This is a genomic window from Janthinobacterium sp. Ant5-2-1, from assembly GCF_001445815.1.
GTDB classification, from domain to species: Bacteria; Pseudomonadota; Gammaproteobacteria; order Burkholderiales; family Burkholderiaceae_D; genus Janthinobacterium; species Janthinobacterium lividum_E.
Genome location: NZ_LNCE01000040.1, coordinates 79448 through 92795, shown reverse-complemented (window position 1 = coordinate 92795; position 13348 = coordinate 79448). Strand labels below are relative to the sequence as shown.

Here is a 13348-nt window from a genome sequence, read left to right as displayed (position 1 = left end):
CCGGAAGACGTGGCGCTGAATCCGGCCAGTGTGACGGGTAAATACCTGGGGCCGCTGCTGAAGCAATAAGGACGCAGCGCAATAAAAAACGGCGCGGATTGCTCATGCAATCCGCGCCGTTTCTCTTTTTGATAGCACCCCAGTCATTGCCGGCGTGTCATTTATCGCACGCCAGTCTTTGCCGACGTGTTTCTCCCCCACTACAACTCTCAACACCTGACAAGCTACTGCGCGGCGCGCTTTGCGGCCTGCGATGCTCACCGTGCTTCAGCACGGTTGCGCTTCTTAGCCACAAATCACTGCCGCTCGCTACGCTTGTCAGATGCCGCTTTACGCTAACTTAGTTACGCACTCAGCCGCTTTTCCAGCGCAGCCTTGTGATCTGCCAATTCTTGCGGCAGATGATACGCGAGTTTTTCAAACAACTCCGTATGCAATTTCAATTCTTCCACCCACGCGGCCTTGTCGATCGAGGTGATGGTGTCGAACTGTTCTTGCGTGAATGGCAAGCCATCCCAGTTCAGGTCGCCATACTGCGGCGTCGTGCCGAACAGGTTTTCCACGCCGCCGGACTTGCCTTCGATACGCTCCAGCATCCATTTCAGCACGCGCATGTTGTCGCCAAAGCCAGGCCAGACGAACTTGCCAGCCTCGTCCGTACGGAACCAGTTGACGCAGTAGATCTTCGGCAGGGCAGCCGGATTGACCTTGCCCACCTTGACGCCCATGTCCAGCCAGTGCTGGAAGTAATCGCTCATGTTATAGCCGATAAACGGCAACATGGCAAATGGATCGCGGCGCACGACGCCCATCTGGCCCACGGCCGCGGCCGTCGTTTCCGAGCCCATGGTGGCGGCCATGTAGACGCCTTCGACCCAGTTGCGCGCTTCAGTGACCAGCGGCACGGTGGTCGAGCGGCGGCCGCCGAAGATGAAGGCAGAGATCGGCACACCGGCCGGATCGTCCCAGGCCGAGTCGATCACGGGGTTTTGCGTTGCCGCAACCGTGAAGCGCGCGTTCGGGTGCGCCGCCTTGGTACCGGACGCCGGCGTCCAGTCCTTGCCCTGCCAGTCGATCAGATGGTTTGGCGCTTCTTTCGTCAAACCTTCCCACCAGACATCGCCGTCGTCCGTCAGCGCCACGTTGGTGAAAATCGTGTTGTCGCGCATGGACGCCATGCAGTTGTAATTGGTTTTTTCGTTCGTGCCCGGCGCCACGCCGAAGTAGCCCGCTTCCGGGTTGATGGCGTACAAACGGCCATCGGCACCCGGCTTGATCCAGGCGATATCGTCGCCGATGGTGGTCACTTTCCAGCCGTTAAAACTTGCCGGCGGGATCAGCATGGCGAAGTTGGTCTTGCCGCAAGCCGATGGGAACGCTGCCGCGACATAATGCTTCTTGCCTTCCGGCGATTCCACGCCGAGGATCAGCATGTGCTCGGCCAGCCAGCCCGGGTTGTTGTCGGATGCTTGCGCTTCCTGGTAGCCCATGTTCGAGGCGATGCGCAGGGCGAAACATTTCTTGCCCAGCAAGGCGTTGCCGCCGTAACCGGAACCGAAAGACCAGATTTCGCGCGTTTCCGGGAAATGCACGATGTACTTGGTGCTGTTGCACGGCCATTTCACGTCGGCCTGGCCGGCGGCCAGCGGTGCGCCCACGCTGTGCACGCACGGCACGAACTCGCCATCGGTACCCAGCACGTCGTACACGGCACGGCCCATGCGGGTCATGATCTTCATGTTGACGGCGACATAGGGCGAATCGGACAGTTCCACACCAATGTGCGCGATCGGCGAGCCCAGCGGGCCCATCGAGAATGGCACGACATACATGGTGCGACCGCGCATGCAACCATCGAACAGGCCGTTCAGGGTGTGGCGCATTTCGCCAGGTTCGGTCCAGTTATTCGTCGGACCGGCAGCTTCTTTCGTTGCCGAGCAGATATACGTGCGGTCTTCGACGCGGGCCACGTCGCTCGGATCGGAGCAGGCCAGGTAAGAATTCGGACGCTTTTCCGCATTGAGTTTTTTCATGGTGCCGCTGGCAACCATTTCGGCGCACAGGCGCTCGTACTCTTCTTGCGAACCATCGCACCAGTAAATACGGTCTGGCTTGGTGAGCGCGGCAATGTCGGCCACCCAGTTGATCAGTTTCTGTTGTTTAATATAAGCTGGGACGTTGAGTGCGGCGACGCCACCCATGACGGGCTGATTCATATTACCTCCAATACCAATAAAAGAAATTCTGGTCGTTCCGGCAAGACAGGCAGCATCGTTGAGAGGTGGCTGCGGCTCACTGCCGGCGGCGTGTTCACGCGGGCAGGGCTCTGGTGTCGTTTACCTGGATCATGCACCCAGGCTACAGGAACAGTTTGCGCTATCACTATAATCAGGAAGCTTCAAAAGTGCCGGCGATTGTACACCCGCCAAACAGCTATTCTCGCAAAAATGTAGGAGAATAGCTTGACTAATGTAGTAGGCTATTCAGCATTTCCCGTATCCTGTTATTTCCCTACCAAATCCTTACTAAAATCGGCCATCCACTATGAAAATTGCCATACTCGATGATTACCAGGATGCCGTGCGCGGCCTCGATTGCTTCCAATTGCTCGACGGCCACGAGGTCAAAGTGTTCAGCAATACGGCGCGGGGCCTGGGCCAGCTGGCGATCCGCCTGGCGCCTTTCGACGCGCTGGTGCTGATCCGAGAACGCAGCAGTTTCAACCGGGCCTTGCTGTCGAAACTGCCGAATCTGAAACTGATTTCGCAAACCGGCAAGGTCAGCGGACACATCGATGTGGCGGCCGCCACCGAGCTGGGCATTGCTATCGCGGAAGGCATCGGCTCGCCCACGGCGCCAGCCGAACTGACGTGGGCGCTGATCATGGCGGCGCAGCGCAAGATCGTGCCGTACGCACAACATTTACAGGAGGGGCTGTGGCAGACAGCGTCGCTGGAGCCAACGCGCAATACGCTCGGTACGGTATTGAAAGGGCGCACCCTGGCGATCTGGGGCTACGGCAAGATCGGGCAATTGATCGCCGGCTATGGCCGCGCCTTCGGCATGACCATCCTCGTGTGGGGCAGCGATGCGAGCCGCGCGGCGGCCGTGGCGGCCGGCGATACGGCGGCAGAGTCGCGTGAAGCCTTCTTCGAGCAAGCCGATGTGCTGAGCTTGCACCTGCGCTTGTCCGACAAGACGCGCGGCCTGGTAACTAGCGAAGACCTGGCGCGCATGAAACCGACTTCCCTGTTCGTCAACACCAGCCGCGCCGAACTGGTCGCCGACAGTGTGCTGGAAGCGGCACTGCCGCTGGGACGCCCGGGCGCTGCCGCGCTGGACGTGTTTACGGATGAACCCTTGCCGCCAGGCTCGCCATTGCTGCTGCTGCCGAACGTGCTGGCCACGCCACACCTGGGCTACGTCGAGCGTGACAGCTATGAGCTGTATTTCCGCTACGCCTTGCAAAACATCGTCGATTTTACGCAGAATCAATGCACGCGCCTGCTCAATCCCGAAGCGTTGCAGCACGCGCGGCAAAGCCCTCAGGAACGCTGAAAACCCTTCAGCAAGTCCGGCTCGCCCGTGATGCGGATGGCGGGCGCCGGCAGTTCGTGCCGGCCGCGCCACAGGCCGGCCCAGCCGGGCGGCCAGGCGATCTGCGGTCCCGCATACGGCGCCACGCCGGCCCGCACGGCCACCACCGGCACGGGCGGCATGTCTTGCAAGGGCTCGCCTGCCGCGCGCTGCATGTCCAAGCTGTACATATAGTTGGGCAATAAGGCGTCGCAGACGCGGCCAAACCACTCGGTATGGTCGTCGTCGCGCCCCAGCGCCTGCGCCAGCCCCTGCGGGTCGAAACGGGCCAGGGCATCGATCAGCTCGCCAGTGGAGGCGCCAGGGGAATCACCCCAGCCCATCACGGGGTTGACGTTGTAATCGGCGCCCGAGCCGTACCAGCCTTCGCGCCAGGGCCGCTGCATCCAGTCGCGCGGCCCCGTAAACAAATGCCAGCGCCAGTGCAGGCCGGACGGCTTGGGCCAGAAATACAGATACAGTTTTTGATAGCCGGCCTGGTGCAGCTCGCGCACCATGGCCATCAGGCGCGCGTGCGGCATGCGGTCCGGCGGCGCGCGGCGAAACAGGATCGCTTCGCCATCGGCGAATTGCACGTCGTCGGTCGACAGGTTCAGATCCAGGGTGCGCGCTTCGCTGCCGAAACGGGCGGCGATCCAGCCCGTCAGCAGATTGACGGACGTGATCACCCCGTAACCGCGGTGGCGGTGAAAAATGACGGTACCGGGAGCGAGCGCTTTCATACGGAGTCGGGGTGGCAGGCAAACAAAGAAACCAGTGTACTCACAGATGGCCAAATTTTCCAGATGCGGCGCCATTCACGCAAGGGCGCCAATCCACGATATCATGCGCGTCATTCTCCACTGACATCGTGACCACATCATGACTTTGCGCATACTCGCCACCGGCGGCACTTTCGACAAGCACTACAACGAATTGAACGGTACTCTGGGCTTTTCCGACAGTCATTTGCCGGCAGCGATTGCCCGCGCGCGCATGACGGCGCCCGTGGCGCTGGAGCAATTGCCACTGCTGGACTCGCTCGACATGCAGGATGCGGACCGCCAGCGCGTGCTGGCTTCGTGCCGCGCGGCGCAGGAGAAAGCCATCGTCATCATCCACGGCACCGACACCATGCGCGAAACGGCGCAAGTGCTGGGCGCGGCGAACCTGCAGCAAACGGTGATTTTGACGGGTGCCATGATTCCCTACGAAATCGACAATTCCGATGCCCTGTTCAACCTCGGCTTTGCCTGCGGCGTGGCGCAAACCTTGCCAGCCGGCGTGTACGTGGCCATGAATGGCCAGATCTTCGCCTGGGACAATGTGCAAAAGAACCGCGCCGCCGGCGTATTCCAGCCCTTGTAAGCCGATGGCGGGACAGGGCGCAAAAGCAGACCGGCACACGGCCTGACTGACACTCTGTCACAATTCGACCAGCCCGCTTTTAGCGGGCTTTTTTACGTTTTTTCACATGGCATAAATTCTGCGATTCCTTGGTTTTCATCAAATTATTGTAGGTAGAACATCAAATTGCCAATACAATAATTTAATGTTGTATAAAAACACCATTGATCATTTTTTAAAACGGCAATATTTTTAAACATAAACTTTATATTTAACACTTAAATCAAATATTCTTCAGCATCTCTAATTTATTGCCAAATCCGACACGGTTAACGTGCATTTTTTCTTACTGAGACGACATAATGTTTGCCTCGACAAGTAAAAAGTGCATTTATAACAATATTGCGCTAAGTAGTCTTCCACCTCCCACCGACGTGGTTCCGCCTACCGTACACGCCTCCGCAGGCCATCTATCCGATGACCTGAGCGGTGCTCGTGTACTGCTTGTCGTTATTAAAACTACTACGGAGTAATTGTTACAATGGCATTTAAAGAAAAAATCGGCGTACGCAGCGTACGCCTGGCCCTGACCGTCCTGGCAGGCAGCGTCTTGTTCTCTGGCCAATCCATGGCGGACGAAGCAATTCAAAAAGTTGAAATTACCGGTTCGAGCATCAAGCGTATCGCTGTCGAAGGCGCCCTGCCTGTGCAGCGCCTGTCGCAAGAAGCGATCGCCAAATCGGGCGCCACCTCGGTAGCGGACCTGATCCAGGCCCTGCCAGCCATGCAAGGCTTCACCATCGGCGCAGTTGCTGCCGGTTCCGACTCGGGCGGCAATACCAGTGCATCGCTGCACGGTATCGGCGAGTCCTACACTCTGGTACTGCTGAACGGCCGCCGCATCGCGCCACAAGGCTCCGGTACCACGGTCAACCTGAATGCCATTCCGATGAGCGCGGTTGAGCGCGTGGAAATCCTGACCGACGGCGCTTCGGCACTGTACGGCTCGGACGCCATCGCCGGCGTACTGAACTTCATCCTGAAGAAAAACCAGCAAGGCGCCACCCTGGAAGCCACCTATGGCGCTCCGGAAGACAAGGGCGGCAACGCCTGGAATACCAGCGTCACCTACGGTTTCGGCGACCTGGACGAAGACCGCTTCAATGTGCTGCTGTCGTACCGCCACGATGAGCAGTCGAAACTGCGCGCCACCGACCGCAATTTCGCCGCTAGCTCGTATGTGCCATTCAGCCGCAACGGCAACAACTACATCTGGGACCGCACCAGCACCTCGGGTTCGCCAGCAGGCGCCACCGTTGCCTACAATAGCGGTGCGCCATCGACCGCGTTTTCGCCTTACCTGGCTAAAAATGGCAATTGCCCTGAAGGTTTCGACATCACCACCGCCAATGCACGCGCTTGTGGCTTCGACACGGGCTCCACCGTGGAAATCGTGCCGCAATCGAAACGCGACAGCCTGTTCTCCAAAGCAACGTACAAGCTGAACGACAACCTGAACGCATTCGCCGAACTGGCCTACTCGCGCTACGACCTGACGGCGCGTATTGCCGCCAATCCGATCCCGATCGCAATCGCCAAAGACAGCGCGCTGTACAACACCTATGTGTCGCCCTACCTGACGCCAGCGCAACGTGCCGATGTCAAATCGGTGACGGCCAACTACCGCAGCACCGACTTCGGCCTGCGCGCCAGCAACACCATCACCGAAACCAAACACATGGTCGTTGGTGTGGAAGGCGAACTGGGCGCGTGGAACTTCGAAAGCGGCCTGACCTGGTCGCAAAACTCGATCGACGAGCGCTACACGGGCGGTTACCAGAAGAGCCAGGAGTTCAAGAACATCCTCGCCAATCCGGATTTCAACCCGTTTGCAGCCACACAAAACCCATCCGTGCAAGCGCAAGTGGCTGGCGCGCAGTTCGTTGGCTCCGTGCGTACCGCATCGACCACGATGCGCGGCGTCGACACGCACGGTTCGCGTGAATTGTTCGACCTGCCAGGCGGCAAAGCCAGCCTGGGTATCGGCGGCGACTACCGCACCTACACCTATGAACAATCGCCAGGCAGCAATGCCACCGGCGACGATATCTACAACTTCAACACCAAGCCCGCCTACGACATGAGCCGCGACACCTACGGCGCGTTCGTCGAGTTGCTGGCTCCGCTGACCAAGTCGTTCGAAATGACCGTGGGTGGCCGTCATGATGCCGTCAAGGCGATCGACGACAAACTGAACAACAAAACTGTCGGCAAAAAAGACAGCGCCAATACCTACAAGGTATCGGCTCGTTGGCAGCCAGTACAAACCGTGCTGATCCGCGGTTCCTACGGCACGGGTTTCAAGGCGCCAAGCATGCTGGAAATTGCTCAGCCACTGGTCAACGCCGGCTTTACCGCCAAGAAATTTGACTGCCCATACCCAGGCAATGCACTGTGCCGCGCGGAAGCAACGCAATACAACGCGGTATCGCAAGGCAACCCGGATCTGCAATCGGAAAAATCGAAGCAGTTCACCCTGGGCTTCCGTGTCGAGCCTAGCGCGGCCTTCTCGTTCGGCGCCGACCTGTGGGACGTGAAACTGCGCAATGCCGTCTCGGAAGTGTCCGAAGAACAGGCATTTGCCGATCCGATCAAGTACGCGTCGAGTTTCGGCACCTACGTCGAACCCTCGACCGGGATCGCTTACTACGCGTTCAAGAAACTGTCGGTCAACATCGGCAAGAAGGAATACCGTGGTATCGACTGGGATCTGTCGGCCAACCACAAGTTTTCCTTCGGTAAGCTGACTGCCCAATTGAGCGGTACGCACATGTTGCACGCTAACTACACCAAAGCAGGTAGCGACAATATCTACACCAGCAACATGAACTTCTTCGGCGACACCAACGAAGTTACGTTCCGCAACCTGATGAAGCTGACGACGACCCTCGATACTGGCCGCCTGAGCAACACGGTAACGGTCAACTACCGTAACGGCTACACCGATGCAGCCGCTACCGTGTACAACCTGGCAACCAAGAAAGAAGAGAAAAACTTCCGCCTGCAAGTGCCGTCGTACACCACGTTCGACTGGCAAGCACGTTTCGCCTTTGACAAGCAAACCACGATCCGCGCAGGTATCAAAAACCTGTTCGACCGTGCACCACCGCTGTCGCTGCGCGCATCGTCGGGCCACCAGATCGGTTTCGACCCACGCTACGCAGATCCAATGATGCGTTCGTTCTACGTCACCGGCAACTACAAGTTCTAATGTGACGTTTTGAATTAGCTTGTCTGAAAGCGCCTTGCACTTCACCGTGCAAGGCGCTTTTTTTATGCCGAAGGTCGTCGCAGACGAAAAAAAAGGAGCCGCAGCTCCTTTTTTGTACCGGCATAATTGCTGTTACGCCGTCGCTTCGCCGCCCAATGCTTCGACCACGTCGGCCATCAGCTTGGAGAGCTCGCCCGTCATCAGCATCACGTCGCCGTCGAAACGCTCTTCGTCGTTCTTCGTGCTCGATTCCGTTTCCTTGATCACGTCCAGCGGCTTGACGCTCTTGATGGCCAGCGACTCTGTCAGCACGAACGAGATCTTGTCGTTCCACGTCATGGCCAGGCGCGTGCATTGCTTGCCGGCCGCGATGTGGCGGCGCACGTCGTCCGCTTCCAGGGTGTGGCGCACGTAGCGCACGGTGGCCTTGCTCTCGCCCGTGGCGCGCAATTCCGTATCCATGTCGACCGTGAAGCCGGCAGGCGCATCGTCCGCTTGCAGCCATTCCGTCATCACCGCCACGGGCGAGCGCTGCACGCGCAGGCTTTCCAGCGGCAGTTTGTCGACGGCTTTCAACAGCAGCTTGATGACTTCATCGGCTTTCGCCGGGCTGGCGGCATCGACCACCAGCCAGCCATTGACGGGGTCGATCCACGTCCAGACGTTGCTGCGGATGCTGAAGGCGCGCGGCAGCAGTTCGTCGGCCACGCGTTCCTTCAATTCCTTCATGGCTTTCTTGCCAGGCGCAAAGCCTTGCGCTTCTTCCATCTCAGCGGCGCGGGCCTTGGCCACTTGGTTGATGACGGTCGCTGGCAGCAGTTTCTTTTCCGTGCCCAGCAGGATCAGCATCTGTTTGTTGACCACGTGGACCAGGCCGCCGTTCGGGCGTGGCGTATCCCAGCCCTGGCGCATCAGATCCATGCTGGTCGCCGGCGTAAATTTGTTCGAGGACAAGGCCTCTTCCAGTTGTTCTGGCGTGTAAGCCCACGGTGCGGGCAGGCGGTAAATCTGAAGATTCTTGAACCACATAGTTTTTGTCTTCCGTTTGTTTCAGTAGTGCCAGGGGAACGCCATTCTACACTTTCGACACGGGAATGCCGTCAAAAGCGCGGACTGGCGCGGTGTTGTTGCTGCGTGGGGAATGCCGCTACAGGGCGGGAAACAGCTCCGCCTGGGCTGGCGCCTGCCGCGTCACGATGGCAGGATCGGACAAGGTCGAGATGCGCACGCCCAGCAGGCGGATTTTCTTGTCAAATGGCACGCGCCGCAAGCAATCGCGGCTGGCGCGCAGGATGGCGGCGGCATCCGCCGTGGCGCTGGGCAAGGTGATATCGCGCGTGACGGTGCTGAAATCCTCGAAGCGCAGCTTGATGCCCACCGTGCGCCCCGCCAGCGACTGTTTGTCGAGGTCGCCCGCCACGCGCGTGCACAGGCTTTCCAGCTTTTCCGACAGGGTGGCCCGGTCGCGCACCACCTGCAAGTCGCGCTCGAACGTCGTTTCGCGGCTGACGGACTTGGTTTCCCGGCTCGTCTGCACGGGGCGGTCATCGATGCCCAGCGCCGCCTGGCGCAGCCAGCCCGTGTACAGGTCGCCGAACTGCGTGCGCAGCATGGCCATGTCGGCCCGGGCCAGCTCGCCGATGGTATTGACGCCCAGCGCTTCCAGCTTGGCCGTGGCCTTCGGGCCGATGCCATTGATCTTTTTCGCCGGCAAGGGCCACACGCGCGTTTCAATATCTTCCGGGTGCAGGATGGTCAGGCCGTCCGGTTTTTCCAGGTCGGAACAGATTTTCGCCAGTAATTTGTTGGGCGCCAGGCCGATCGAGCACGACAGGCCCGTCGCCTCGAACACGGCCGCCTTCAGGCGCGCCGCCATGGCCGGCGCCTGCTCGCCGTATTCGGTGAGGTCGACATAGATTTCATCGATGCCCACGTTCTGGATGATGGGACACAGCTGGGCCACGGCCTGCTTGAAGCGGGCCGAATAGTCGCGGTAAGCCTCGAAGTCGGCCGGCAGCAGGATGCTGTCGGGCGCCAGCTTGGCCGCCTTCATGATGCCCATGGCGGAAAACACGCCGAACACGCGCGCCGCATAGGTCGACGTGGTGACAACGCCGCGCCCCACGTAGTCGCGCATGCGCGCAAACTGCCGCGTGCCGTCTTCCTGCAGCACGGGCTGCTGCAAGCGCCCGCCGCCGATGACGACGGCTTCGCCGCGCAATTCCGGATATTTCAACAGTTCCACGGAGGCAAAGAAGGCGTCCATGTCCAGGTGCGCTATCCAGCGGCGGGCGGTGGGCGGCTCGGGAAGGGGGGAGGCAGATGTGGTCAAGGACACCTCGCGGCGGGATACTGTAGTTATATACAGTATCGCTGGAAATGCCCATGGATGCAAGTTGAAACGCACGAGCACGGCGGTTGCTTTTCTCAATAGCAAGATTACAATCCTGACACAACTATGAAAAGGAGTCGCCTTGTCTATCGCCCATCACGCTGCGCGCCGCCGGTCCGCCTGGTTATCCATCCTGCCGGCCCTGCTGCTGTCCACCCTGGCGCCATCCGCGCTGGCCGCCGACGCCACCACCGTTGCCACCATGTCGGCACCCATTGCCGCCAAGACAGCCTGGCAGGAAACGCGCCACGGCACGGTCGTCACGGACGACTACCGCTGGCTGCAAAAGAAAACCGATCCCGCCGTGATCGATTACCTGAATGCGGAAAACGCCTACACGGCCGCCGTCACGGCCCCGATCCAGCCGCTGGCCGACAAGGTGACTGCTGAAGTGAAGGGACGCATGCAGGAAGTGGACCTGTCCGTGCCTGCGCGCCAGGGCAATTTCTACTATTACACGCGCATGGAAGCGGGCAAGCAATATCCGATTCATTGCCGCCGTCCCGTGGGAGCCAGCGGCGCCTACGATGCGCAGGCGACAGAGGAAATCCTGCTGGACCAGAATCAATTGGCCGAAGGTCACAAATTCTTTGCCGTGCGCGCATTCAGCATCAGCCCGAATGAACAGTTGCTGGCCTACACCACCGACACGACGGGTTTCCGCCAGTACGAGCTGCATGTCAAGGATTTGAAAACGGGCAAGCTGCTGACGGACACCATGCCGCGCGTGACCTCGCTGGCGTGGGCGGCGGACAATGCCACCCTGATGCTGGCGCAGGAAGACGCCACCACCAAGCGCTCGGACCGCGTGTTCCGCCTGGCCCTGGGCGGCGCGCCGCAACAGGTCTACCATGAACCGGTGGAACAGTTCGCCATCCACGTGGACCGCACGCACGACAAGCAGTTCTTCGTGCTGACCTCGGGCAGCACGGATACGAGCGAAGTGCTGCTGCTGCCGACGAACAAGCCGCAAGGCAGTTTCCAGAGCGTGCTGAAACGCGAAAAAGGCCACCGCTACATCGTCGAGCACCGCGACGGCCAGCTGTATATCGTCACGAATAAGGAGGCGAAGAATTTCCGTGTCGTCAGCGCGCCGCTGTCCGCACCGCAGCCGAAGAACTGGAAGACCGTCGTGCCGCACAACAAGGATGCCGTGATCCAGTCCATCGACGTCTTCCAGGGCTACCTGGTGGTGATGGAAAAAGCGCGCGCCCTGAACCGCGCGCGCATCTACGATTTCGCGCATAAAAATTGGAAAACGGTGCAGTTCGACGACCCCGTCTACCTGGCGACGTCCGTTGGCACGCCGGAATTTTCTGCCACGCAATTTCGCATGTCCTACCAGTCGCCCGTCACGCCGCCCACCGTCATTGACGTGGCAATGCAAGACGGCAAGCGCACGGTGCTCAAGCAGCAGGAAATCGTCGGCGGCTTTGACGGCAGCCGCTACACGACGCAGCGCCTGTGGGTGAAAGCGCGCGATGGCGTGCAAGTGCCGCTGTGGGTCGTCTACAAGAAAGGCGTCAAGCTCGACGGCTCCGCGCCGCTGCTGCTGTACTCGTATGGCTCGTATGGCATTTCCACGGAAGCTACTTTTTCCATCAGCCGCATCAGCCTGCTGGAGCGGGGCGTGATCTATGCGCAGGCGCATATCCGCGGCGGCACGGACATGGGCGAAGCCTGGCATGAAGACGGCATGCTGATGAAGAAGAAAAACACCTTCAATGACTTCATCGACAGCGCCGACTACCTGGTGCGCGAAAAATGGACGAGCCCGAACCGCCTGATCATCCAAGGCGGCAGCGCCGGCGGCCTCTTGATGGGCGCCGTCGTCAACATGCGCCCCGAGCTGTTCCACGCCGTGCACGCTGCCGTACCGTTTGTCGACGTGATGAACACGATGATGGACGCCAGCCTGCCCCTGACGACGGGCGAATACCTGGAATGGGGCGACCCGAACCAGAAGGCAGCCTACGACTACATGCTCAGCTACTCGCCATACGACAACATTGCGCGCAAGAATTACCCGGCCATGCTGGTGACGACGGGCCTCAACGACAGCCAGGTCATGTACTGGGAACCGGCGAAATACGTGGCCAAGCTGCGCGCATATAAAACGGACGGCAATCCGCTGCTGCTGAAAACAAATATGGGCGCCGGCCATGGCGGCGCTTCGGGCCGCTATAACGCCATCGCCGAGAACGCTTTCAATATGGCGTGGATGCTGTCGCAGTGGGGTATTACGGAGTAAAGTGAAAAAAGCGCTTGCAGAAGGATTTTAGCCGTCCTATAATAGCGCCTCTTCCAGACGTGGTGACAAACGTCGGGATGGTTTTCTGAGACAAGCAACGGGTGCTTAGCTCAGTTGGTAGAGCGGCGCCCTTACAAGGCGTAGGTCGGGAGTTCGAGCCTCTCAGCACCCACCAAATCAGAAAACTGTCCAGTGCTTCATGGATCAGCAACACAGATCATACGAGCTTGGAGTGGTAGTTCAGTTGGTTAGAATACCGGCCTGTCACGTCGGGGGTCGCGGGTTCGAGTCCCGTCCGCTCCGCCAATAAAAGAAAAGCCCTTTGGTTCTCTGAACCGAAGGGCTTTTCCCATTTCAGAAGCCAAAAACACGTCAGCTCCCCCTTCCCTGAATATTTTTGCGCTTTTCAGCAAAAAAACTGCTGTTCGCCCTCAAGAATAGTTGCACAAGCACGAAAGCGCCCCCTATAATAGTGCCTCTTCCAGACGTGGTGACAAACGTCGGGATAGTT

Annotated in this window: 8 protein-coding genes and 2 tRNA genes; 6 read left to right on the top strand and 4 right to left on the bottom strand. The window is 59.5% G+C overall.

The features are described 5' to 3' along the window. Positions 1-344: 344 nt before the first annotated feature. Positions 345-2216, bottom strand: a complete 1872-nt coding sequence (locus tag ASN89_RS14195; protein ID WP_058049693.1) for a phosphoenolpyruvate carboxykinase (GTP) — start codon at positions 2214-2216, stop codon at positions 345-347. 328 nt (positions 2217-2544) lie between these two features. Between ASN89_RS14195 and ASN89_RS14190 the strand changes: the two genes are divergently transcribed. Beyond that, positions 2545-3558 (top strand): D-2-hydroxyacid dehydrogenase family protein, encoded by a 1014-nt coding sequence (locus tag ASN89_RS14190; protein WP_058049692.1) that lies wholly within the window; start codon positions 2545-2547, stop codon positions 3556-3558. Here the strand turns inward: ASN89_RS14190 and ASN89_RS14185 are convergent. Beyond that, positions 3546-4319 carry a hypothetical protein gene (locus ASN89_RS14185; protein WP_058049691.1) on the bottom strand — a complete coding sequence of 258 codons (774 nt, stop codon included), beginning with the start codon at positions 4317-4319 and terminating at the stop codon, positions 3546-3548. The genes ASN89_RS14190 and ASN89_RS14185 overlap by 13 nt on opposite strands. Before the next feature lie 139 nt (positions 4320-4458). Between ASN89_RS14185 and ASN89_RS14180 the strand changes: the two genes are divergently transcribed. Together ASN89_RS14180 and ASN89_RS14175 are read left to right on the top strand one after the other, a co-directional pair. Continuing rightward, positions 4459-4944 (top strand): asparaginase domain-containing protein, encoded by a 486-nt coding sequence (locus ASN89_RS14180; protein ID WP_034781194.1) that lies wholly within the window; start codon positions 4459-4461, stop codon positions 4942-4944. Positions 4945-5464: 520 nt separating this feature from the next. Next, positions 5465-8194: a TonB-dependent receptor gene (locus ASN89_RS14175; protein ID WP_058049690.1), complete on the top strand. Its 2730-nt coding sequence runs from the start codon at positions 5465-5467 to the stop codon at positions 8192-8194. A gap of 132 nt (positions 8195-8326) precedes the next feature. Here the strand turns inward: ASN89_RS14175 and ASN89_RS14170 are convergent, their stop codons facing one another. Next, positions 8327-9223, bottom strand: coding sequence for a recombination-associated protein RdgC (locus ASN89_RS14170; protein WP_034754435.1), 897 nt, complete (start codon positions 9221-9223; stop codon positions 8327-8329). Positions 9224-9341: 118 nt separating this feature from the next. Beyond that, on the bottom strand, positions 9342-10526 hold the full coding sequence (dinB, locus tag ASN89_RS14165; RefSeq protein WP_082654571.1) for a DNA polymerase IV: 1185 nt from the start codon (positions 10524-10526) through the stop codon (positions 9342-9344). A 142-nt stretch (positions 10527-10668) separates the two neighbouring features. Between dinB and ASN89_RS14160 the strand changes: the two genes are divergently transcribed. From ASN89_RS14160 to ASN89_RS14150, 3 genes are all read left to right on the top strand, one after another. Then, positions 10669-12837 (top strand): S9 family peptidase, encoded by a 2169-nt coding sequence (locus tag ASN89_RS14160; protein WP_046683223.1) that lies wholly within the window; start codon positions 10669-10671, stop codon positions 12835-12837. Between the two features lie 99 nt (positions 12838-12936). Further along, positions 12937-13012, top strand: a tRNA-Val gene (locus tag ASN89_RS14155). 54 nt (positions 13013-13066) lie between these two features. After that, positions 13067-13143 (top strand) — tRNA-Asp (locus ASN89_RS14150). Positions 13144-13348 lie beyond the last annotated feature (205 nt).